The sequence below is a fragment of the Leptotrichia sp. oral taxon 221 genome (assembly GCF_018128245.1).
Taxonomy (GTDB): domain Bacteria; phylum Fusobacteriota; class Fusobacteriia; order Fusobacteriales; family Leptotrichiaceae; genus JABCPH02.
Genome location: NZ_CP072378.1, coordinates 819,660 through 845,752 on the forward strand (window position 1 = coordinate 819,660; position 26,093 = coordinate 845,752).

The window sequence follows — 26,093 nt, forward strand, 5'->3', positions numbered from 1 at the left end:
AATTGAGAGACTATTTTATGATATAAAATATCAAATCATTAATTTTACAGATTTTAATATTTTTATAAAAATTAGAGAGAATATTTCAAAAATTGTATGATATTTAAACTATATTTATTTATAGAAATTTTAGTATTTATAATTAAAAAAAATTATTTTTATTTATAAAAAGGTCTCCGTCAATGAAGAGTGAAATTAGGGAAGGAGGATGTGAATTTTTTAAATTTACATGATTAAAATGACAGAATTAAAAAAGTTAAGAACTGTAATGAGAACGATTCTTATAGTAGTAATAATCGTTGTGGCTACTTTATTATCATTTCCTCATGAAGTTAAACCTGTAGAATGGATAGAATATGTAAAAAGTTACGGTGTAACTATAGGAGCAACTTTTTTTGGAGCGATAATAGGAATCATAGTGGGAGTATTATTAGCATTTTTTAGATTTCAAAAACTTCGTAATAAGTATTTGGATTTAATTAAAGAAATTTTTATAGATGAATATATTGATATAATGAGGGGAACTCCAATGATGTTACAATTACTAATATTTTCGTTAGTAATATTAAAATCAGGAAATAGCTTTGTTGTGGCATGTTTGGCTTTAGGGCTTAATAGTGCAGCATATACAGCAGAAATTGTAAGATCAGGGATTGAAAGTATAGATAAAGGACAAATGGAAGCAGCAAGAGCAATTGGGATGCCTTTTAAAATGGCGATGAGCGAAATTGTTATTCCACAAGCTATAAAAAATATTTTACCAGCGTTGGTGAATGAATTTATAACTTTATTTAAAGAAACTTCAATTATTGGTTACATTGGAGCAATTGAAATAACATTTAATAGTAAAAGTTTACAAGCAGCTTACTATAATCCAAAACCAATTATATTTACTGGTGTAGTGTACTATGTCAGTGTAAAAATATTCTCATATCTTGGTAAGAGATTAGAAGGGAAGTTGAAAGAAAATGATTAAGATTAAAAATTTAGAGAAAACATATGGAGATTTGAAAGTATTAAAAGGTATTTCGACTGATATAAAAGAAGGTGAAGTTATTTCAATAATTGGACCTTCTGGGAGTGGAAAATCAACTTTTTTAAGATGTATAAATAGACTTGAAGAGCCTACAAATGGTGAAATTGATATTGAGGGAGAAAATATAGTGTCTCCTAAAGTAGATATAAATAAAATTAGAGAAAAAGTTGGGATGGTATTCCAGCACTTCAATTTGTTTCCGCATAAGACTGTATTGGAAAATATAACAATTGGACCGATAAAATTGAAGAAAACTTCTCAAGAAGAGGCAGAAAAAATAGCGATTAGTTTGCTAGAAAAAGTTGGATTGGCAGATAAAAAAGATGTTTATCCGAATAAATTGTCTGGAGGTCAAAAACAAAGGGTTGCGATTGCTAGGGCATTGGCAATGAATCCAAAAGTTATTTTATTCGATGAGCCAACTTCTGCATTGGATCCTGAAATGATTGGAGAAGTTTTAGAAGTAATGAAAGATTTGGCAAGGGAAGGAATGACAATGATTGTTGTGACGCATGAAATGGGATTTGCTAGAACTGTTGCTAATAGAGTATTCTTTATGGATCAAGGGACTATTTTAGAAGATGGAAGTCCAAAAGAAATTTTTGAGAATCCGAAAGAAGAAAGAACAAAAGAATTTTTAGATAAAGTGTTGAATCATTAAAAATTTTTTAGATAACTGAATTTTTAGATTATTAGGAATGTTGGAACTGCTTAAATTTTGAAAAATTTAGTTTTAGGTATTAAAATATGTAGAGAAGTAAGAGTAGGAAGGTAGGTAATGGTATGAAAAAAATTTTTGTAGCGTTGTTATTAATGTTAGGAATGATTTCTTGTGGAAATAAAAGTGCAGGAAATGCAACAAAAGAGAAAAAATTAGTAGTAGGAACAGATGGAGTTTTTCCACCGTTTGGATATATGGAAAATGGGAAAGTAGTAGGATTTGATATGGACTTGATTTCTGAAATAGCGAAAGGATTAGGATATCAAGTAGAATTTAAGGTTCAGCCGTTTGATGGATTAATTTCATCTTTGAAGGCTGGAAAATTAGACGTGATCGCTTCAGGAATGAGTGCTACTGAAGAAAGAAAACAATCAGTAGATTTTACAGATGAATATTTTAAATCTAAACAAGTTTATTTGAGAAAAAAAGGGAACAATAGTATAAATTCTAAAGAAAGTTTGAATGGTAAAAAGGTTGCAGTTCAATTAGGAACTATTCAAGAGATGGAAGCTAAAAAAATAAAAGGTGCTATTGTTGTTCCAAATGAAACACCAGCTACAATTATAATGGATTTAAATGCTGGGAAAAATGATGCTGTAATATTGGAAGATATTGTGGCGTTACAGTATGTTAAAAATAATCCAGGAATAGAAATTTTCTACAAAGAAAACTTACCAGCTGGAATGGCTTTTGCTTTTGATAAAGGTAAAAATCCAGAATTAGTAAAACAATTTAATGAACAATTGAAAAAATTGAAAGAAAATGGGAAATATGATGAGTTACTTAAAAAATATGGATTAAATTATTAATTAATCTTGAAAAATTAAAAATAATATAAAAAATGTGGTATAATAGTAGTGTAAATTAAAATTGTGAGGAGAGTAAAGGGTATGAAAAAAATTTTAGCAGTAGTGATGATACTTATGTTAGCAGTATTATCTTGTGGTAAAAAAGAAGAGAGCAAAACATTAAGAGTAGGGTTAAATTCAGTATTTGCACCATTTGAATATAAAGAAAATGGACAAATAGTAGGGTTTGACGTAGATTTGATTAATCAAATTGGGAAAGATTTAGGATACAAAATTGAAATTGAAGATCAATCATTTGATGGATTGATACCGACATTAAAAGCAGGGAAAATTGATATGATTATTTCTGGAATGACAGCGACTGAAGAAAGAAAAAAATCTGTAGATTTTTCAGATGAATATTTTAAATCAACAGATGTATACTTAAAGAAAAAAGGTAACAATAACGTTACATCAATTGATAATTTAAGTGGTAAAAAAGTTGGTGCATCTTTAGGAACAATTCAAGAAATTGAAGCTAGAAAAATACCAGGTGCTACAGTAGTTCCTATTGAAGATACTGTAAAATCTATAATGGATTTAGAAGCTGGAAAAGTTGATGTTTTAATTTTGGAAAATGTAATTGCACTTGAATATATGAAAAAATATACTGATCTTGAAGTAATTGGAGAAAAACCATTAGACAGTGGAATGGCAATAGCTTTTGATAAAGGTAAACATACAGAATTAATTCAAAAAATTAATGAAGAGTTGAAAACATTAAAATCAAATGGAAAATATGATGAATTAATTAATAAATATGGATTGAAAGTGAAAAAATAGTTTCTAATTTATAAAAAATTAACATTAGAAATTAATGGAAATTTTGAAAAATAAATGGAAAACTTAAAAATAATAAAATAAAAAAAGAAAAGGAGGAAGATTCTTATGGCGAAAAAACCGTCTGTACTTGCGGTGTCTTCGTTGGTAGCGATGTCAATTCCTACAATGTCAGACAAAGTAACAACAGCCAATATGAGAAAAGAAATTATAAAATCAAATGCAGTAGATGTGTTAAAGGACACTGCAAAAAATGATATTCCGGCTATTCATGATGTTAATCCGAATAAGAAGAAAAAAGATTTTGCAAATGATCCAGATTTGATAATGGTTGAGTTGTCTCAAGATGGAACGACACCCCAATTAAAAGAAAAAAAAGTGCATCAACAGCCTAGACAAAATATTGTGCAAACGACGGCGGGAACTTCAATTAGTGATAAAACAGTTACAGAAAATAAAGTGTCTCCTGCACAGCCTGTATCTCAAGATAATTTAGCAACTGGTGTAAATAGCGTTGTTAATAATTTGGAAATATCGAAGGTCGAAGTGTTGTTGGTTAAGGCAAAAGATATGAATTTTGAAAAGAATAGTGCACATGTTCCGAAAGACTCGGAAAAGATATTACAAGAAATTAAAGATTATGTGGAATCTAATGATCTTGTGATGACTATTGTTGGGTATGCAGATTCGTTTGGGAGACCTTCTTACAATGAAAGATTGTCGTTAAAGAGAGCAGAGAATATTGGAGAAAAATTGGTAGCATTGGGAATGTCGCCTGATAGAATACAAGATACTTTAGGAAGAGGAGAAAAAAATCCACTTATGTCGAATGATACTCCTGAAGGAAGATTTGAAAATAGAAGAGTGGAATTTAGATTAGTTAAAAAAGGAATAGAGCTTTAGTAGAAGGCTCTATTTTTTTTGTAAAAAATGGAAAAGATTAAAAAAATGTAATTGACAGGGGTATATAAATATGATAAAATCGTTTGGATAATTAGAGAAATTAGTTAGTGTTTTTAAATTGACTGATTGATAGATAAAAAAGGAGAACGAATGAAAAAGAAGATATTGATTATAGCAGGAATGCTTTTAGGAGTGGTTAATTCATATTCGACGGGATTTGTAGGAGAGTCTCGTGAAATTGAAGGAAAAAGATATGTGGTGCCATATTCGAGGGAAAGTGATGCGTTTCCAAAAATGAGTACAAAAGGTAAACAATATAGAAGTAATTTTTTGAATGAACGAGATAATAGTAACGAGATAATTGTGTATTCTGATTTAGATGACGCACCTGCAAAACATTGCAGAAGTAAAAAAGGACATTCTATTTTGAGGGAAGACAGCATTACTGGAGAAATGGTCAGATTATGTAGATTGGATACGCCTGGAGCTAGAGTAGAAGGGTCTAAAATGGAAGTTGAAGAAATTCAATATTATGTAGCAAATACAGAAAATAAATATGTTTGGAAAAAATTAATAGAAGATAAAAAAATAGATCCATCAGAAAAAGTGTATAGTGACTTGCCATATACGGCTTATGCGAAATATACAAGACCAGAAAAAGAAGCAGAAATAAAAAGAAGATATTTAGAACCAAAAGATAAAGTTCAAAAAGAATTAAGAGATTTATTCTATAAGAAATTCCAAGAACAATATGGAAGATACGGAATTAAATTTGAAGAAGCAAATATCGAAAAAAGATAAATTTCAGTAAAAACCATTAAAGGTATATAGAGTCAGAAAATTCGATTAGAATAAAACAATAAAGATAGTATTAATAATAGAATGATTGATATAAATTTATAGTTTTTTAACATTTTAGAATTTTTTGACTTTTTTTGTTTGTTTTTAAATGAAGAATTAACAAAAAATATATTAAAATTATGATTTGTAATTGTTAAAAATTGGAAATATTGTAAAAAGGAGTAATATTAAAAATAATTAAAATATATTATTAGGAGAAAAAATATAAATAACAACTATTATAATATTTGAAAATTTAAAAATAGATTTTCTTAGAATAAAAGAAAATGACAAAAATTGATAAAAAACGAAAAAAAACAGATGTTATATAAAAAAAATTCTTGTAAATGCGTAAGAAATAAGGTATAATATAGTCTAGAAAAAAATAGTACTAAATAGAATAAAAAAGTATTCTCTAAATAATTTATAAAATTAATATATGAGGAGTTTAAATCAAAAATAAATAAAGAACTAAAAAGGCTATCATTTATAAAATATATGATAGAGTAACTTTTCTAAAATAATTACAATGGAGGTCAAATGAAAAACACAAAGAAAAAGAAAAGCAAGAAAAAAATATCAAAAGTAGTATTTAATAAAGTAGCAAAAGTAGCGTCGTTGGCTACGACTGTAGTTGCGGGAGAGATGGTTGCGACTAAGAATGCAGAAGCAAACGTAACAATAGGTTCAACAAGTGGATCATCTGTTACACCGACAGGTGCTTCGTTAATAGGATCTGGAAATTTAGAGGGAATAGCAATAGGTAAATCTTCAAAAGTTAGTGGTGCTTATGGAATAGCTTTGGGTAAAGATTCAACATCTGTTCAAGAGGGAGCTATAGCTATAGGAAAAGATTCTAATGCTTTGAATAAATCGGCAGTAGCTTTAGGTTATAACTCAAAAGCTTCAGGAGGACAGTCAGTAGCAATTGGAGGAAATATTCAAAATGATAGAGGTGCTCAAGCAACAGGAGATCAGTCTATCAGTATAGGTGGAGATACTGTTGCAAGTGGATCATCATCGATAGCAATTGGAGGAGATGATTTAGATGCAGCTAATAGAACAGTAGGGACTCTTTATAGTTCATTAACAGGAGCTCCGTTAGTTGGTACAGGTACAGATCGTTGGATTCAAACAAAGGCAAGTGGAGAAGCCTCAATAGCAGTGGGAGTACAAGCGACATCAGCAGGAGATTTGGCTACAGCATTTGGTACTAAAACAAAAGCCTCAGGTAAGTTTTCTACAGCATTAGGAGTAGGAGCGACTTCAGATGGACAAGGTTCGATTGCTATAGGTGGGGCAGCAAGTTCAGTAGGAGCAACGGCTATTGCAATAGGGACAAAGGTAACAACAGTTGGAGAATCTGCTTCAGCAATAGGATATGGGTCACAAGCAAACAATAAAGGTTCTATAGCAATTGGGTTGAATTCAAAATCTGGTAATACAGGATCAACGGAAGATAATACAATAGCAATGGGAACAAATTCTCAATCATTAACAGCAAATTCTGTGGCAATAGGTACTGGAAGTATTGGTGGTTCAACAGGAATTGGATCAAGTGCAGTAGCAATTGGGAATGGAGCGAGTGCAAAAGGTTCTGATGGAATTGCGTTAGGTAGTGGTTCTAATGCAAATAATATGCAAAATATAGCAATTGGGTATAAAACAGAAACAGGAAAAACTCAAGTGGCAGGTTCTTCAAATAATACTGATATTCGAAACGTTTCAATAGGATCTGAAGCAGGAAAAGGAATGGGAGGAAAAGACAACCTTTTCTTAGGAACTAGTTCAGGTCAAACTAGTAATGGAGATTATAACGTTGCATTTGGTTCAGGCTCAGGAAAAAGTGTAACAGGAAGCTATAATACAGCAATGGGAGCTAATGCAGGAATTGGAGTAAAAAATAATAACAATGTATCAATAGGAGCAGATTCAGGACAGAATACTGATGGATTAGGTAATACTGCTATAGGATGGCAGTCAGGTCAAGCAGTAAAAGGTAATCAAAATATTTCAATGGGTTATCAATCTGCTAAAGGCTTAAAAGGAAGTTCTAATACTGTAATAGGAAACCAAGCAGGTATTGGTGGAGTAGAAGGTGACAACAATATTATAGTGGGGACAAATGCAACTAGATTATACACTACAGGTGGAAGCTTGAAAGTACAGAATGTTGTAAGTCTTGGTACAAACTCTAAAGCATATACTGATAACTCTGTGTCTATTGGTTCATATTCTGAAGCGACAGGGAAAGCAGCAATAACAATTGGTCAAAGTTCAAAAGCAAGCAAAGATGATTCAATGGCTATTGGAAATAGAACATCAGCAAATACTGCAAACGGAGATGTAGCTTTAGGTTCAGGCTCTGCAACAAAAGCAGTTACAGCAGTTTCAAATGCAACAATAACACCGCCAAGTTCAAAATCTATTACTTATGGAACATTTGCAGGAAATAATCCACAATCAGCAGTTTCAGTTGGAACAGCTGGAAATGAAAGACAAATTCAAAATGTTGCAGCAGGTAGAGTTACTAAAGATTCAACAGATGCAATCAATGGTTCACAATTATTTGCAGTAGCAAATGAACTTGGGAAAACTTGGAAAGGAAATGCTGGAAAAACTGGAAGTGGGGAATTAGTTGGAACAGCTTCTTCTACTCAAGTTATGCCCGGAGATGAAGTACAATTTATTGCAGGAGATAATTTATCTATAAAACAAGAAACATCAACAGGTACTCAGAAATATACTTACTCATTGAAAAAAGATGTGGATTTAGGACCAAATGGAAGTCTTAAAGCAGGACCTGTAACAATTAATAATAATGGTATTAATGCTGGAAATAAAACGATAACAAATGTTTCGCCTGGTGTAAATCCTACAGATGCAGCAAATGTAAGTCAAGTAAATGCAGCTAAGACAGAAGTAAAATCAACAGATAATTCAGTGACAGTGACTTCAAGTACAGATCCTGCGAAAGGAAATACAATTTATGATTTATCAGTTGATGCAGCTAACAAAAATTTAAGTAACATTAATAATGCTGGAAAAGGTGTAATAAGCGATATTGCAACTAAATCAATAAATGTAGCGGCAGGAACGAATGTAAAAGATGTAACTTCAAACACAGTAACAAATGCAGATGGTACAAAGACAACGACATTTACTGTAAATGCAAAAGGAGCAAATGTAGTAGCAGGAGACGGAGTAACAGTAACATCAGCAGCAGGAGCAAATAACGTAACAGACTACACAGTAGCAGTAAAAGACACAACATTGACAACAAATGGAACAACAGTAACAGCTGGAAATAATAATAATTTTGCAAAAGCAGGAGATGTTGCAAATGCAATAACTAATGCAGCTAATGCAGCGAAAACAGAAGTAAAATCGCCAGATAGTTCAATAAATGTAACAGCTGATAATACGTCACCAGATGGACATACAATTTACAATATTACGGTAGATAAAACTGGAAAAGTTGCAGCAGGAGATACTAAATTAGTAACAGGAGATACTGTAAATACAGCAATAAATAAAGCAGTTAGCAACCCGTTAACATTTGCAGGAGATAATGCTGGAGGAGATGTAACAAGAAAATTGGGAGAAAAATTAAACATAAAAGGTGGAGCAACAGGGGCAACAGCAGCTAATAATATTAAAGTAACAGCAGATGGAACTGACACATTGAATATTGAATTGGCAAAAGATTTAACAGGGTTAGACAGCATAACAACAAATGGTGGAAATACAACAATTAACAATAGTGGAATTACAACACCGACAGTAACAGCAGATAAAGTAACGATTAACAATGCACCAACAGCAGGAACAGATGCAACTAATAAAACGTATGTAGATAGCACGAAGACAGAAGTGACATCAAATGATAATTCAGTTGTAGTAAGTAAATCAACAAATGGAAACAAAGATGTTTATGACTTGTCAGTAGATATAACGAAATTAGATGCAGCAAATAAAGATTTGAGTAATATTACGAATGCTGGTAAAGGTGTAATAAATAATATTGCGAGAAATTCGGTAGATGTAGTGGCTGGAACAAATATAGCTGGTGTAACAACGTCAACATCAACAAATACAGATGGAACAACAAAAACTACATTTACAGTAGATGCTAAAGGAGCAAATGTAGTAGCAGGAGATGGAGTAACAGTAACATCAGCAGCAGGAACAAATAACGTAACAGACTACACAGTAGCAGTAAAAAATACATCATTGACTACAAGTGGAACAACAGTTTCAACAACTGATCCAAATAGTTATGTAAAAGCGGGAGACTTAGCAACAGCGATAACAAATGTAGGAAAAGCAGCTAAGACAGAAGTAAAATCATCAGATAATTCAATAGGTGTAACATCAAGTGCAGGAACAGATGGAAATACAATTTATGACTTGAAAGTAGATACATCAGGAACAGTAACACCAGGAAATAACAAGTTAGTAACAGGAGATACTGTAAATACAGCGATAAACAATGCAAAAACAGATTTAATTAACAATAATCCGTTAACATTTGCAGGAGATAGTGGAACAGATGTAACAAGAAAATTAGGAGAAAAATTAAACGTAAAAGGTGGAGCAACAGGGGCAACAACAACAGGAAATATCGCAGTAAAAGCAGATGGAACTGACACATTGAATATTGAATTGGCAAAAGATTTAACAGGATTAGATAGTATAACAACAAACGGTGGAACAAAAATTGATAATAATGGAATTACAATTAATAATGGAGCAGGAAGTCCAGTAACATTAGGACCAACAGGATTGAATAATGGTGGAAATCCAATAACAGGTGTTGGAGCAGGAACAAATAAAACAGATGCAGTAAATGTTGGTCAGTTAGATGACAAGATTGCAAACAGCAAATGGCAATTAACAACATCAAAATCAACAGGAACTGTAAGTGGAACAACTGTTGAGGACATTAATCCAAATGAAGTAGTAACAATTGATGCTGGTAAAAATATTGGTATTACTCAATCAGGAAATAAAATTACGATAGATACAGACTTTACGTCGGTAGCAAATGCAATTGGTGGAGGAACAACAGTAGATCCAACAACAGGAGCTATAAATACAACAGGAGCAAACATTGGTGGAACAGGTAAAACAAATATAAGTGATGCAGTTGCAGCGGCTAAAACAACTGTTACATCAAAAAATGGTTCAGTGACAGTAAGTCCAACAACGGATGCAGATGGACATACAAATTATGACTTAAAAGTAGACACAAGCTCAATTGCAGCAGGAACAAACTTGACGTATAAAGCTAATGGAACAAATGATCAAACAACAACATTAGCAAATGGATTAGACTTTAACAATGGTAAAAATACAGTTGCTTCAGTAGATGTTAATGGAAAAGTTGTGTACGATATTAAGGATGATGTAGATTTAGGAGCAGCAGGAAGTATAAAAGCAGGAGATACTACATTAAACAATGGTGGAATTACAATCAATAATGGAGCAGCAGGAAGTCCAGTAACATTAGGACCGTCAGGATTGAATAATGGTGGAAACAAAATAACAAATGTAGCACCTGGAGTAAATAATACAGATGCAGCAAACTATGGACAAGTAAAAGCAGCAAAATCAGAAGTAATAGCAGGAACTAATACAAATGTGCATACTACAACAGGTTCAGATGGACAAACAATCTATAAAGTAAATGCAGATAAATCAGAAGTTGCGACAACAGGAACAGGGTTAACATTGACATCGTCAAGTACTGCAGATTCAGATGGAACGAAGACAACAACGTATACATTAGGATTAGATACAACAACGTTAACAACAGGGACAAATGGATCAGTAACTGCACCAAGTACAACAGATGCAGGAAAAGTGGTAACAGCTGGAGATGTAGCAAATGCGATTAATAATTCAGGATTTACATTGAAATCAAGTGCAAATGGAGGAACATTAGGAGCATCAACAGGAGATGAAGTGATAAATCCAGGAGATGTAATTGATATGGCAGCAGGTAAAAACTTAAAAGTAGAACAAGCAGCAAATGGTAAGATTACATATTCATTGTCAGATAATGTAGATTTAGGAGCAACGGGAAGTATAAAAGCAGGAGATACTACATTAAATAATGGTGGAATCACAATTAATAATGGAGCAGGAAGTCCAGTAACATTAGGACCAACAGGATTGAATAATGGTGGAAATCCAATAACAGGTGTTGGAGCAGGAACAAATAAAACAGATGCAGTAAATGTTGGTCAATTAGATGACAAGATTGCAAATAGCAAATGGCAATTAACAACATCAAAATCAACAGGAACTGTAAGTGGAACAACTGTTGAGGACATTAATCCAAATGAAGTAGTAACAATTGATGCTGGTAAAAATATTGGTATTACTCAATCAGGAAATAAAATTACGATAGATACAGACTTTACGTCGGTAGCAAATGCAATTGGTGGAGGAACAACAGTAGATCCAACAACAGGAGCTATAAATACAACAGGAGCAAACATTGGTGGAACAGGTAAAACAAATGTAAGTGATGCGGTTGCAGCAGCTAAAACAACTGTTACATCAAAAAATGGTTCAGTGACAGTAAGTCCAACAACAGATCCAGACGGACACACAAACTATGACTTAAAAGTAGATACAAATTCAATTGCAGCAGGAACAAACTTGACGTATAAAGCTAATGGAACAAATGATCAAACAACAACATTAGCAAATGGATTAGACTTTAACAATGGTAAAAATACAGTTGCTTCAGTAGATGCGAATGGAAAAGTTGTGTATGATATCAAGGATAATATTGATTTAGGAACAGCAGGAAGCATAACAGCAGGGAATACAACAATCAATAACGGTGGAGTAACAACACCAACATTGACATTGACAAATTCAACACCAATAAATTCTTCAACAGGAGGAAAAGCCACTGTACCGACAGGAAACGGAAATCAAGCGGTAACAGCGCAAACAGTAGCAGATGCAATAAATGCGTTAGGAAATAACACAATTAACTTAAAAGCTGCAGATGGAACAGTGACAGGAAAACAAAACTTGAATAAAGATGGTGGATTAGAATTTGAAATCACAGGAAGCAACGGAATATCTACAACAGCAACAGGAAATAAAGTAGATGTAACAATAGCTCAATCAGGATTAACAACAACAACGTCACCGACAGGAGCAGCAGTAGTAACTCCAACAACAGGAGGAAATACATATGCAACAGCAGGAGATGTAGCAAATGCAATCCAAAATGCAGTAAACAGTTCAGGATGGAATGTAGTAGCAGATAAAACAGGAACAGGAACGACATCAGGAACAGTAGCAAATGAATTGATAAAACCAGGAGATACAGTAAAATTACAAGCAGGAAACAACTTGAATGTAGACCAAACAGGAGGAACATTCACATATAGCTTGAAAGATGATATCTCGTTAAATAGTGTAACAACAGGAGATACGAAGATTTCGAATGGAGGAGTAACAATTACAAATCCAGCAGGAAGCAACGTAACATTAGGACCAACAGGATTAAATAATGGTGGAAATACAATAACGAATGTAGCACCTGGAGTAAATAATAATGATGCAGCAAATTATGGACAAGTAAAAGCAGCGAAGACAGAAGTACAAGCAGGTAAAAATGTAACTGTAACAAGTACAACAGGAGCAAACGATCAAACAATTTATACTGTAAACACAGACTTTACGTCAGTAGCAAATGCAATTGGTGGAGGAACAACAGTAGATCCAACAACAGGAGCTATAAATACAACAGGAGCAAACATTGGTGGAACAGGTAAAACGAATGTAAGTGATGCGGTTGCAGCAGCAAAAACAACTGTAACGTCAGCAGACAAATCAGTAACAGTAGTAGAAACAACAGGCACTGACGGACATTCAAATTATGACTTGAAGGTAGATACAGCATCAATAGCAAAAAATACAAACTTGACGTATAAAGCGAATGGAGCTAATAATCAAACAACAACATTATCAGATGGATTAGATTTCCAAGATGGTAAAAATACAGTTGCTTCAGTAGATGCGAATGGAAAAGTTGTATACGATATTAAAGATAACATTGATTTAGGAACAGCCGGAAGCGTAACAGCAGGAAATACAACAATCAATAACGGTGGAGTAACAACACCAACATTGACATTGACAAATTCAACACCAATAAATTCTTCAACAGGAGGAAAAGCCACTGTACCAACAGGAAATGGAAACCAAGCAGTAACAGCACAAACAGTAGCAGATGCGATAAATGCGTTAGGAAATAACACAATTAACTTAAAAGCTGCAGATGGAACAGTGACAGGAAAACAAAACTTGAATAAAGATGGTGGATTAGAATTTGAAATCACAGGAAGCAATGGAATATCTACGACAGCAACAGGAAATAAAGTAGAAGTAACAATAGCGCAATCAGGATTAACAACAACAACGTCACCAACAGGAGCAGCAGTAGTAACTCCAACAACAGGAGGAAATACATATGCAACAGCAGGAGATGTGGCAAATGCAATCCAAAATGCAGTAAACAGTTCGGGATGGAATGTAGTAGCAGATAAAACAGGAACAGGAACGACATCAGGAACAGTAGCAAATGAATTGATAAAACCAGGAGATACAGTAAAATTACAAGCAGGAAACAACTTGAATGTAGACCAAACAGGAGGAACATTCACATATAGCTTGAAAGATGATATCTCGTTAAATAGTGTAACAACAGGAGATACGAAGATTTCGAATGGAGGAGTAACAATTACAAATCCAGCAGGAAGCAACGTAACATTAGGACCAACAGGATTAAATAATGGTGGAAACACAATAACAAATGTTGGAGCAGGGAAAAATGGAACAGATGCAGTAAATGTAGACCAATTGACAAAAGCGACAGGAGCATCAAAAACAGAAGTAGCAGGTGGAACAAATACAAATGTAACAAGTAGTACAGGAGCAAATGGTCAAACAATTTACAAAGTAAATGCAGATAAATCAGAAGTAGCAACAACAGGAACAGGATTAACATTGACACCAACGACAACAACAGATGCAGATGGAACTAAGACGACTACGTATACATTAGGACTAGATACTACAACATTGACAACAGGAGCAAATGGCTCAGTAACTGCACCAAGTACAGCAGATGCAGGAAAAGTAGTAACAGCAGGAAGTGTAGCCGATGCAATTAATAAGTCAGGGTTTACATTGAAATCAAGTGCAAACGGAGGAACATTAGGATCATCAACAGGAGATGAAGTAATTAATCCAGGAGATGTAATTGATATGGCAGCAGGTAAGAACTTGAAAGTGGAACAGCGAATGGTAAGATTACATACTCATTGTTAGATGATGTAGATTTAGGAGCAGCAGGAAGTATAAAAGCTGGAGATACTACGTTAAATAATGGTGGAATCACAATTAACAATGGAGCAGCAGGAAGTCCAGTAACATTAGGACCATCAGGATTAAATAACGGTGGAAATACAATAACAAATGTTGGAGCAGGGAAAAATGGAACAGATGCAGTAAATGTAGATCAATTGACAAAAGCGACAGGAGCATCAAAAACAGAAGTAGCAGGTGGAACAAATACAAATGTAACAAGTAGTACAGGAACAAATGGTCAAACAATTTACAAAGTAAATGCAGATAAATCAGAAGTAGCAACAACAGGAACAGGATTAACATTGACACCAACGACAACAACAGATTCAGACGGAACTAAGACGACTACGTATACATTAGGACTAGATACTACGACATTGACAACAGGAGCAAATGGATCAGTAACTGCACCAAGTACAGCAGATGCAGGAAAAGTAGTAACAGCAGGAAGTGTAGCCGATGCAATTAATAAATCAGGATTTACATTGAAATCAAGTGCAAATGGAGGAACATTAGGATCATCAACAGGAGATGAAGTAATTAATCCAGGAGATGTAATTGATATGGCAGCAGGTAAGAACTTGAAAGTGGAACAAGCAGCGAATGGTAAGATTACATACTCATTGTTAGATGATATTAATATTAACAGTGTAACAGCTGGAAATAATAAATTTGATAAAACAGGATTGACAATAAGTGATGGAGCAGGGAATACAACAGTTACAACGCCATCAGGAACAACTTATACATCAGCTTCAGGAGATACTACAAAAGTAGGACCAAATGGAATTACAATTAATAATGGAGCAGCAGGAAACCCAGTATCGTTGACAAAAAATGGATTAGACAATGGTGGAAATACGATTACAAATGTAGCACCTGGTGTAAATGGAACAGACGCAGTAAATGTAACTCAATTGAAAAATACAGTTAATAACGCTGTAAATAACGGACCAGTAGTATATACAAATGCAGCAGGAGATAAGGTTGTAAAAGCAAATGATGGAAATTATTACAAAGCTTCAGATGTGGATGCAAATGGAAATCCATTACCAGGAGCAGTGGCTGTAAATCCTACTGATATTAATCATAGCTTGTTAAATGCAGATGGAACTACTACGAACCCAAGTAAATTGACAAATATAGCAGATGGATTAATTTCACCGACAAGTAAAGATGCTATTAATGGAAGTCAATTGTATAAAAATGCTACAAGTGTTTCGAATATAATTGGCGGAAATTCAGTAGTAAATCCTGATGGAACATTAACAACATCAAATATTGGTAATACTGGTAAGAATACTGTGCATGATGCAATTGGTTACTTGAATCAAGGATTTAATGTAACAACATCGGCATCAAATGGAACAGTGTCTGGAACATCAGTTGAAGCAGTTAAAGCTGGAGAAACAGTAACAATTGATGCAGGTAAGAATATCGCAGTAACACAAAATGGTAAGACAATTTCAATTGCAACTAAAGATGATTTGAGCGTAAATAGTGTGACAGCAACAGATCCAGCAGGAAATACAACTGTATTAAATCCAACTGGAACAACAATTACGGATGTTGCAGGAAATTCTAATGTTTCAACTGCTACAAGCAATAAATTGACAGATGCAGCAGGAAACTCGAATGTAGCAACAGCAGCAGGAAACACTTATACAAATGCAACTGGAGATATTACAAATGTTGGTTCTAACGGAATTACAATTACATCTGGTGGAACAACAGTAAGCTTGACAAATGCTGGATTAAACAATGGTGGAAACAAAATTACAAATGTAGCAGCAGGAGTAGCTCCAACAGATGCAGTAAATGTAAGCCAATTAGATACAGCAGTTAATAACTTAAATACGGCAATTGGTGCAGCAAAAACTGAAGTAGTAGCTGGAACAAATACAACAGTTACTTCTACACAAGGAGCAAATAAACAAACAATTTATAAAATTGATGCAGATGGAACGACAGTTTCAGGAGGAAGTAGCTTTGTTTCAGTAACACCAGGAACTAAAGATGCTAACAATATTACAGATTACAAAGTTGATTTATCACAATCTACGAAAGATACGTTAAATAGTATTGGAACTGGAAATATTGCAGCAGGAGATAATAATACAGTAACAGGATCTACAGTGCATAATTATCTTCAAAATAATCCTCTAACTTATACTGATGATAATGGAACTACATTGACACGTAATTTAGGACAAAACTTAAATGTTGTCGGAAGAGCAACTGGACCATTAACTACAGGAAATATTGGAGTAGTAGCATCTAGTACAGATACATTGGAAGTTAAATTAGCAGAAAATGTAAATTTAGGACCAAATGGAAGCGTTACAATGGGTAACACAGTTGTAAATAACGATGGAGTAACAATTAACGGTGGACCAAGTATAACATCAAATGGAATTGATGGTGGAGGTAAGAAACTTACAAATATTGCTGAAGGTGATATAACACCAACAAGTAGAGATGTTGTAACTGGAGGACAAGTTTACAATGCTGTAATAGCAGGAACAGCTGATAAAGCAACAAGAGCAGAATTAGCAGGAGTAAATGATAACTTGACAGCAGGAATCGCAGGAGTAGCGGCAATGGCTAACTTACCACAAATAAATGATGCAGCAGCTAATAGATTTAATGTAGCAGTAGCTGGAGGAGCTTATAAAAATGGTAGAGCGATGGCTTTAGGATTTAGTGGAATTTCAGATGGTGGAAGATTCATTTATAAAGCAAGTGCAAGTTTAAATAACAAAAATGATGTAACAGTAGGTTTAGGAATGGGATATCAATTCGGTAAGAGAGATGTAGAGCCTAACGAATTAGATAGATTAAAATCTATGGTAACATTATTGGAACAACAAAAAGATAGTTACAGTAGACAATTGAAAAAACAACTTGAAGAAGAAGCAAGTAAAAATAGAGAAAATTCTGAATTGATTAAACAATTGATGCAAGAAGTTCAAGAGTTGAAAAATAGAAGATAATAATCTCTAAAAATTATAAAATCAGAATAAAAAGAATGAAGTTATTAGAAAGATGAAAGTCAATCTAATAACTTTTTTCTATTATTGAGTTGTTTTTATAAAATTAATGTATTATAATTATAGTGATAATTTTTATTAATTGTAATTTATGAAAGGGGAATTTATGAGTAAAAATATAGCAGCTTTTTTTGATATTGATGGAACTATTTACAGGGATTCGTTATTGATTGAGCATTTTAAAATGCTTTTGAAATATGAATATATTAATATGATGAGTTGGGAATCAAAAGTGAAAGAGAAATTTTTGAAATGGGAAAATCGAACTGGAGATTATGATGATTATTTAGATGAATTGGTTAGAACTTATATGGAAGCGTTGAAAAATTTTAATAAAGATGAAATGGATTTTGTGGCAAAAAGAGTTATGGAATTGAAGGGAGATAAAGTTTATAGATACACGCGAGATAGACTTAAATATCACAAGGGAAAGGGTCATAAAGTTATTATCATTTCTGGAAGTCCAGATTTTTTAGTTGCAAAATTAGCTGAAAAATATGGAGCAGATGACTATAGAGCGTCAATTTATAAAGTGAATGAAAATGGCGTTTTTACAGGCGAAGTTGAGCCAATGTGGGATGAAAAGAGTAAAAAGGAAGCGATTAAAGAATTTTGTAAAAAATATGATATTGATTTGAAAAAATCGTTTGCATATGGAGATACAACTGGAGATTTGACGATGTTTAAAGCGGTTGAGAATGCAATTGCGATAAATCCAGCGAAAAAATTATTTAAAAAAATAAAGAATAATGAGAAATTAAAGGAAAAAGTGAAGATAATTGTTGAAAGAAAAGATATTATTTATCAATTGGATGCAAATGTAAAAATATTGGAAGAAAATAAATAATTATAAGATAAAGAAAGATAGTTGAAATAAATTTAAAAAGTAAGGTGAGGTATGTAATATGCTGTCTAATACGTTTAATGGGATAAAACTTGAGTTTGAAGGACTTTATTATGGTGGAAATTACGATTTGGAAATTTTTCCTGATGGAAGATTTTATTATTCGTATATTGAGACAACATCGGTTGAATTGAAAAAGGGTTCTTTTCAAATTACTCAAAAAGAAGTGATGATATTTGAAGAAATGATGGATTATTTTGAATTATTGAAAACGCAGAGAAATTATGCAATAAATACTTTTGATTTAGGAAATGGAATGTTACTAATTCATAAAAAGAATGGAATTGAAGAGCAAATAAAATTAGGAAAAGAAATAATGTTTGAATATGCTAAAATTTTGTTGGATAAGTATATAAATCAATCGAAACAAATATTTTTATTGGACACTTATTTAGCAGGAACTAAGTATATTAGAAATTTTTCATTGAAAATAAAAGATTCTGTGAAATTGGATTTGTATCGTGAATTTAATGCCGTTGCATTGAATGCTGTTGCAGTTTATAATGAGAATAAAGAAAAGGTTGGATATTTACCGACTGAGCATAATGAAGTAATTGCAAGGCTTATAGATGCTGGGAAAAAGATAGTTGCTATTCCGATTCCATTTGATGATGAGGTAGCTTTGAAAATATATTTGATAGACTGATTTAATTAATTGATTTCGAGAGTGAAAACTTTTTGTGTAAAAAATTCTATATTAGATTTATATATTTACACAAATTATGAGTGTTACTCTCGATTTTTTATTTTAATAATTTTAAATAAATTTTAATTTTTAGTTGAAAAATATTTTTTTGTATGATAAAATTAATTAAAATTTAATAAAAGAGGGTGAAAATTTGAGAGAAAAAATTGAGGGAATTGAGAAGGAAGTCTTGGGGAAGACAATTAGAGAATTATTTTTTGAAATGGAAAATGAGGTAAATAAGCGATTTTTTGAGGTTAAGAAAAATTTATTGAATGGAATTGAAAATAAGAAAAAGGATATTTTTTTAGAAACGATTTTGGTGAAAAAGGAAGAAAGTTACAAGTTTAATGAGGCGTTTTTTCCTGTAATATCTCGAAATGATTATAAAGAGATGGGAAAGGATATTTTTTTAGAAAATGTGTATTTGGATTTTTCTTTGGATAAAATAGCGGAAATTGAAGAAGAGGAATTTTTAGCTTGGATTGACATTGAAAATGAAAGTTTTGAAGTTAAGGTAAGTTTTGAGAGAGATAAACGATATTTTGAAGAGGTAAAAAGGCTTTGGGAAGTGTTTGAATTGAATGGTAGGCAATGGAAAACGCTGAATATGGCACATTTTATGCGGATGTATAAAGTAAAATTAGTTGACTATGATTTTGAAATGACGAAAGAAATTTTAGATGGAATACAAAATCAGAAATATGAGATAAATTATGAGTTTGGAAGAAATGAGAATGATATTTTAAGAGGTTATGAATTACTTTGGAATATTGAGAAAAAACAGATTATGAGTACGATTTTTGTGAGACCTGTGAAGATGGATATTTCATTTGAATATGTTTTAGAGATGTCCGAAAACGAGACAATGTTGGTTAAAAATTCTGAGGAAAATGATGTTTTATGTGGATATATCGAAAAGGAAAATGCTAATAAATTGCACATAATTTCTAAAAAGAATAATGGAACGATTTGGAATATTTATGCGATAAAAAATATAGAAACTTGTAATAAAGTGCTCGAAATTAATAAAAATCTTGATTCAGAAAAATATGATAAAGAATATTTTCATTTTACGAATTATTATGAAAAAAGTTTTATTGAAAAAATTCAAGAAGACAGTATAAATAATTTTAGAAGTATGAGTTTTTTTAAAAAGAAATTTTTAGATTATAAATTTTTAAGAGAAGAGATTTCGTTGATTGACATTAGTTTTAATAAAAAAGAGAGTACTTACATGGAAATTGTCAATTATAATGAGGGATTGTTTGAGGATTTACATAAAAAAAGAAAGAAAAAAGATAAGATAAATTTCTTTGTGAAAATTAATGAAAAAACTGATTATTCTATTGATAAGATAAATTTTGTTTTGTCAGAAATTCAGTTGAAAATACCAGAATATGATTGCAGAGGGGTTTTGTATGGCGAATATTAATAAAAAAGGGTTCCAATACATTTGGGCTTTTTCGAATGAAAAGATGATTTTTAAAATGAGTGAAGCAGTTTCGCCGTATTTGGAAATAAATAGTGAATGTTTAAATAAAAGTAATTTGCAGAGGAAAACTGAAATTGAAGTAAATCCTTATCTAAGATTTAATGATTTATTTTCTGATTTTAATTATAATTTTGGTAAATTTATTAGTTTTGGAAAATTTGCGAAGGAAATAGAAAAAGAGAATAGGAAAAATCCATTTAATTTAGAGAATAATCATGAGATTAAGGAAATATATGTGGAAATTTATTCAAAAATATTTGATGTAACAATGAAATTTTTACAAAAATTGGATTTTATTTCTGGAACGACAATTATTGATATTTATTTGGAAAAAATTTCGGAGGAGATACGAGAAGGAGTTTACGGAAAAGAAATTTCTAGAGAGTTTCGAAAATTATCGGAAGAAGACAAAAATAGTATTTCTCTGTTATTGTATAATTTCATTTCTTGTCATAGGCAATGGAGTAAAATTTTTGAAGTTGGAATAAAAATCTTTTTTAAAGATTCAATAATTTATCAGAATCGAAATAGAAATTCAGAAATAATTGTTTATATAAATAAGGAAGGTACGTCAATTAATAAAAGTAAAATAAATATTTTGAAATATTTGTTTGTACCTGTTGATTTTGATGTGAAATGTTATTGGAAAGAGCATTTTGGCGTGATTGATGTTAAGGAAACGAGTAAAATAGGAGAAATTGGGGTTTTTTAATTTTTTAGTAAAGAGGGGGAAAAATGAAATACAGGATAAATATTTTAAATGGAGAAAATCAAGAAAAAATAGAGATTTCAGAAGATGAGATTTTGGAAGTGAAATATCGAATTGGGTTGGTTGAAAATAATGATTTTGCGAATAATAGAAGTAGTGTGGAAATGGAAATCACAGGGAAGATAATTTCTAATTTGGAAGAAAAAAATTTGGAAAATCCAAATCATGTTAGTGATAATAATTTATATGAGAAAAATAAAAAGAATGTTATAGAACTAGTAAAATGGGCAGAATCGTATTTAAGTAAGAGTGATTATAGAAATATTGAAATGTTTGTGGATTTAGGGGCGAACAAAAGCATAGATTATAAATTTTTGAATATGTTTGTGTATGATTTTTCGCAGGAATTTAGTATCGAGAAGGGAATTGGTACATTTAAATTGTTTTTAAAACAGAAGTTTCATCAAAAGGACAAGATGGAGATTCAGTAAATAGTTGTAAAATAAAAGGTTGAGGATTAAGAGATTTTTTTGAGGATAAAAGTGGGGTGTTGAAAAATATGGAAAATATGTATGAGGGTAAAAACATTAAGATAACTATTGATGGGAAGAAAATAGAGGATATTATTATTAAAAAATTTGTTTTGAATGAAGAGATTAACGATCATAAGAAATTGAAGGTGGAGTTTGAAACAGAGGATGCAGAAAAGAAAAAATTAGAAGAGATTATAAAAAAGGAAGATGTGAAACTTCAGATTGAGTTGGAAAATAGTCACTTTACAAAGAAGATTTTTAGAGGAGTAATTGATTATTTTGAAATTTTAGATTATGGAAGTGAAGGTTGTAAAATTTTGATAAAAGCATTTTCAGAAAGCATATTTTTTGATAGAAAATTGGAGAAGAGATATAGAGTTTTTCAGGATAAAAACTGGACATATGCAAATATTATTGGAGAAATTAATAAAGAATATAAAGAGAAAAATTTAGAAATAAAATTTTCTGAAATTGCGAACACACAGATTGGAAAAATAATAGTTCAATATGATGAAACTGATTGGGAATTTTTAGTTAGGATTGCATCACATTTAGGGGCCTGTTTGTTTGTGACAGAACAGGAAATTATTACATTTGGACGGATTGAAGTGGGAAATTCTAAAAAAGAGAATCGTTTTTTCAGTAATTATTCAGCAGTGCGAGATTATATGAATTTGTATTATAAAATTTACTCGAATAATGTTATTAGTATTGGTGATGAAATCAGTTTGAGCTATGAATTGAATGATGTTGAGAAGAAAAGTGGGAACAATACTTCTGAAAATGTAAAAAAAGAAAATTCCCAAAATAGTTTTACAGTTATAAAATCTAATATATTTTTGAAAAATTATATTTTGAAAAGCGAATTTTTAGCTACAAATATTAATGAGTACAAACTCCCGATAATTTTTAATTCTGAAATTAAAGGAAGTGGAGTGGAGGCCCGAGTTGAGAAGGTTTTCTCAGAAAATGGAATTGCAAAAATGAATGTTTTGTTTTATGAAGGATTGAATAAAATTGTGGCTGGTAAATTGGGAAATAAAAAGAGTAAGGCGTATAAAGATTATGGAATTGAGCGATATCCATTAAGCTATCAGACTTTTTATTCACAAACAAATACTGGATTTTTCTGTACACCTGAAGTTAATGACATGGTTGAAGTATATTTTTCTAATGAAGATGAGCAATTTGCCAAAGTTTCGTGGTCAATAAATAATGAAGGAAATGGAAGATTCAGTAATTATGAGAAAAGGAATTTTCATATAAATGGTAGCGATTTTAATTTTAAAGTGGAAAAAGATTCAGTAACAGTAAATATTGCGAACGGTTATACTCGAAATTCTAAAACTAGTACGAAAACCGCAGAAAATATTGTGAGTAAAAGCGAGAAAAATACTGTCATTGTATCAGATGATTATATTGGTTTTGAATCAATAGGAGAAATGTCAATTTATGGAAGTGATATAAATTTGATTGGAAAAGAGAAAGATATTAGGATAGAGACACCGAGTGAAATTAGGATTAAGGGAAGAAAAGTGCATAATAACTAGAAATGTCTAAAATTGGATTTGTTAAAGCATTTGAAAAAATTTCAAAATAAAAGAAAAAGAGGTTGCTTCAAAAATGATATAACCTCTTTTTTTGTATAAAAATTATCTTTTTGCAATAGCGGTAAAAGTAAATTTCTCAGGATGATGAATTATTGTTTCATACTGAAAAAGTGTTCCATTTGATAAATAGGCATGAGTTTCAATGACAACAACCATATTTATATCTTTCAATTTAAAATATTTTTGCTCTTCAGAAGTAATTTTTCTAAATTTTATTTCTCTACGAGAGTAGGCAATTTTTAATTTTAAGTCTTTTTCTAAATATTCGTAAATAGAATTTTTTGCAATTTCCTCATTTAGAAATGGAACAATTCTTCTATCAAAAAAGGAAGTAGAATAATTCAGCACTTCACCATTTAATGAAGTGGTCCTAACAACCTTATAAAAATCAGCATTTTCAGAAACTTGGAATTTATCCATGAGTTCCTTTACCCCTTGCACAATATAAAGACTTATTAATTCTTTTTCAAGATGGAGATTTTGAATTTTATTAAGTTCTTGTGTAGTTTGGATAGAAGTCAAAGAAATATTTTCTAAATTTTTTTTCTCTAAAACAATTGACTTTTTTCCTTTTACTTTTTGAATGTGCCCCTCTGTTTCTAACATTGAAAGAGCTTTTCTCACAGTAAGTTTTGAAAAATTATACTCTTCTGCCAAATCATCTTCTTTTTTTAAAAAATCACCAGGTTTAAGTTCTCCATTTTTTATTTTTTCTTTTATATCTTGATAAACTTTTTCATATTTTTTCATTCGTTTATATAAACCTTTCATAGAATTATTATTTCACTCAAATTTTTAGGTATTAAATAATTAAATTTAATAAAGATAAATAAATTGAGTAAAATAGATAAATTTCACTAAATCAAATATAATTTTATTATACAATAAATTACATAAAATATCAACTCATATCAAAAGATATATATATAAATCAAAAAAAATAAAAAAGATTTATATAAACCTATTGACTTTTTAAAAAATTATGATATAATAGTTACTGTAATAAGGAAATAAAAAATAAATTATAGGAGATGATTATTTATGAAAAAATTTTCAATCGTAGTAGCTGGTGGAGGGAGTACATTTACTCCAGGGATTGTTTTGATGTTGTTAGAAAACTTGGAAAAATTTCCAATTAGACAAATAAAATTTTATGATAATGACGCTGAAAGACAAGAAGTTATTGCAAAAGCATGTGATATTATAATAAAAGAAAAAGCACCTGATATTAACTTTGTTTATACAACTGATCCTGAAACAGCGTTTACAGATGTTGACTTTGTTATGGCACATATAAGAGTTGGAAAATATGCAATGCGTGAAAAAGATGAAAAAATACCTTTAAAACATGGAGTATTAGGACAAGAAACTTGCGGACCAGGAGGAATTGCTTATGGAATGCGTTCAATTGGTGGAGTTATTGAATTAGTCGACTTTATGGAAAAATATTCACCAAATGCTTGGATGTTAAACTATTCAAATCCTGCAGCAATTGTAGCAGAAGCAACTAGAAGATTACGTCCAAATTCTAAAATATTGAATATCTGTGATATGCCAATTGGAATTGAAATAAGAATGGCTGAAATGTTAGGATTAGAATCAAGAAAAGACATGGTTATTAGATACTTTGGATTGAATCACTTTGGTTGGTGGACAGATATTAGAGATAAACATGGAAAAGACTTAATGCCTGCATTAAAGGAAAAAGTTGCAAAAATAGGGTATAATGTAGAAATTGAAGGAGAAAACACTGAAGCAAGTTGGAATGATACATTTACAAAAGCAAGAGATGTATTTGCAATTGATCCTACAACAATGCCTAACACTTACTTAAAATACTATTTCTTCCCAGACTATGTAGTAGAACACTCAAACCCTAACCACACAAGAGCAAATGAAGTAATGGAAGGAAGAGAAAAATTTGTATTTGGTGAATGTAGAACAATCGCTGAAAAAGGAACTGCAAAAGATAGTAAACTTCATGTAGACGATCACGCTTCATACATAGTTGACTTGGCAAGAGCAATTGCTTATGATACAAAAGAAAGAATGTTGTTAATCGTAGAAAACGATGGAGCGTTATCAAACTTTGATCCAACTGCAATGGTAGAAGTGCCTTGTTTAGTAGGTTCAAACGGACCTGAAAAAATTGTTCAAGGTAAAATCCCTCAATTCCAAAAAGGTTTAATGGAACAACAAGTTTCTGTTGAAAAATTAACAGTAGAAGCATGGATTGAAGGTTCATACCAAAAATTATGGCAGGCAATTACATTGTCAAGAACTGTGCCAAGTGCATCTGTTGCAAAAGCTATTTTGGATGACTTGATCGAGGCTAATAAAGATTTCTGGCCAGTTTTGAAATAACAGATTTGAAATAAATAATTTTTAGTGCTTGAAATGTTAATTAATTATGATATAATTATTTAAAAAAATAACCATTCAGCATGGTATAGTAAAATAAATTGCAAAAATAAAGGCACTGCTATTGAAGTAGTGTCTTTTTTTATGATATAATTATTTATAAAGTATTTTTTATTAATCAATTGTAAAAATAAATTTTTAAAGGTTAAATAATGT

The 26,093-nt window shown here is 31.4% G+C and carries 16 protein-coding genes; 15 read left to right on the top strand and 1 reads right to left on the bottom strand.

The window, feature by feature from the left end:
• Nucleotides 1–238 precede the first annotated feature (238 nt).
• From J4863_RS03620 to J4863_RS03685, 14 genes are all read left to right on the top strand, one after another.
• Complete coding sequence (locus J4863_RS03620) at nt 239–976, top strand: amino acid ABC transporter permease (RefSeq protein WP_211619102.1); 738 nt, start codon at nt 239–241, stop codon at nt 974–976.
• Nucleotides 969–1,697 (top strand): amino acid ABC transporter ATP-binding protein, encoded by a 729-nt coding sequence (locus J4863_RS03625; protein WP_211619103.1) that lies wholly within the window; start codon nt 969–971, stop codon nt 1,695–1,697. Before J4863_RS03620 ends, J4863_RS03625 begins: the two co-directional genes overlap by 8 nt.
• Nucleotides 1,698–1,819: 122 nt before the next feature.
• Nucleotides 1,820–2,566 (top strand): basic amino acid ABC transporter substrate-binding protein, encoded by a 747-nt coding sequence (locus J4863_RS03630; RefSeq protein WP_211619104.1) that lies wholly within the window; start codon nt 1,820–1,822, stop codon nt 2,564–2,566.
• A gap of 81 nt (nt 2,567–2,647) precedes the next feature.
• On the top strand, nt 2,648–3,388 hold the full coding sequence (locus J4863_RS03635) for a basic amino acid ABC transporter substrate-binding protein (RefSeq protein ID WP_211619105.1): 741 nt from the start codon (nt 2,648–2,650) through the stop codon (nt 3,386–3,388).
• Nucleotides 3,389–3,493: 105 nt separating this feature from the next.
• Nucleotides 3,494–4,288: an OmpA family protein gene (locus J4863_RS03640; RefSeq protein ID WP_211619106.1), complete on the top strand. Its 795-nt coding sequence runs from the start codon at nt 3,494–3,496 to the stop codon at nt 4,286–4,288.
• A gap of 150 nt (nt 4,289–4,438) precedes the next feature.
• Nucleotides 4,439–5,089, top strand: a complete 651-nt coding sequence (locus J4863_RS03645) for a hypothetical protein (RefSeq protein WP_211619107.1) — start codon at nt 4,439–4,441, stop codon at nt 5,087–5,089.
• A 579-nt stretch (nt 5,090–5,668) separates the two neighbouring features.
• On the top strand, nt 5,669–14,491 hold the full coding sequence (locus J4863_RS03650) for a hypothetical protein (RefSeq protein WP_211619108.1): 8,823 nt from the start codon (nt 5,669–5,671) through the stop codon (nt 14,489–14,491).
• A complete protein-coding gene (locus J4863_RS03655; RefSeq protein ID WP_211619109.1) occupies nt 14,485–17,523 on the top strand; it encodes a YadA-like family protein in 3,039 nt (1,012 codons plus the stop codon). The genes J4863_RS03650 and J4863_RS03655 overlap by 7 nt, the downstream gene beginning before the upstream one ends.
• A 163-nt stretch (nt 17,524–17,686) precedes the next feature.
• Nucleotides 17,687–18,427: an HAD family phosphatase gene (locus J4863_RS03660; protein ID WP_211619110.1), complete on the top strand. Its 741-nt coding sequence runs from the start codon at nt 17,687–17,689 to the stop codon at nt 18,425–18,427.
• Between the two features lie 58 nt (nt 18,428–18,485).
• Nucleotides 18,486–19,130: an HIRAN domain-containing protein gene (locus J4863_RS03665; RefSeq protein WP_211619111.1), complete on the top strand. Its 645-nt coding sequence runs from the start codon at nt 18,486–18,488 to the stop codon at nt 19,128–19,130.
• A gap of 193 nt (nt 19,131–19,323) precedes the next feature.
• On the top strand, nt 19,324–20,604 hold the full coding sequence (locus tag J4863_RS03670; RefSeq protein ID WP_211619112.1) for a hypothetical protein: 1,281 nt from the start codon (nt 19,324–19,326) through the stop codon (nt 20,602–20,604).
• A complete protein-coding gene (locus J4863_RS03675) occupies nt 20,591–21,376 on the top strand; it encodes a hypothetical protein (protein WP_211619113.1) in 786 nt (261 codons plus the stop codon). Before J4863_RS03670 ends, J4863_RS03675 begins: the two co-directional genes overlap by 14 nt.
• A 23-nt stretch (nt 21,377–21,399) precedes the next feature.
• The gene (locus J4863_RS03680) at nt 21,400–21,864 is read left to right on the top strand and encodes a hypothetical protein (protein WP_211619114.1); all 465 of its coding nucleotides are present in this window, start codon (nt 21,400–21,402) and stop codon (nt 21,862–21,864) included.
• A 68-nt stretch (nt 21,865–21,932) separates the two neighbouring features.
• Nucleotides 21,933–23,456 (top strand): contractile injection system protein, VgrG/Pvc8 family, encoded by a 1,524-nt coding sequence (locus tag J4863_RS03685; RefSeq protein WP_211619115.1) that lies wholly within the window; start codon nt 21,933–21,935, stop codon nt 23,454–23,456.
• A 102-nt stretch (nt 23,457–23,558) separates the two neighbouring features.
• Here the strand turns inward: J4863_RS03685 and J4863_RS03690 are convergent, their stop codons facing one another.
• Nucleotides 23,559–24,266 carry a GntR family transcriptional regulator gene (locus J4863_RS03690; protein WP_211619116.1) on the bottom strand — a complete coding sequence of 236 codons (708 nt, stop codon included), beginning with the start codon at nt 24,264–24,266 and terminating at the stop codon, nt 23,559–23,561.
• 291 nt (nt 24,267–24,557) lie between these two features.
• Between J4863_RS03690 and J4863_RS03695 the strand changes: the two genes are divergently transcribed.
• Nucleotides 24,558–25,880: a 6-phospho-alpha-glucosidase gene (locus J4863_RS03695; protein WP_211619117.1), complete on the top strand. Its 1,323-nt coding sequence runs from the start codon at nt 24,558–24,560 to the stop codon at nt 25,878–25,880.
• Nucleotides 25,881–26,093: the final 213 nt, after the last annotated feature.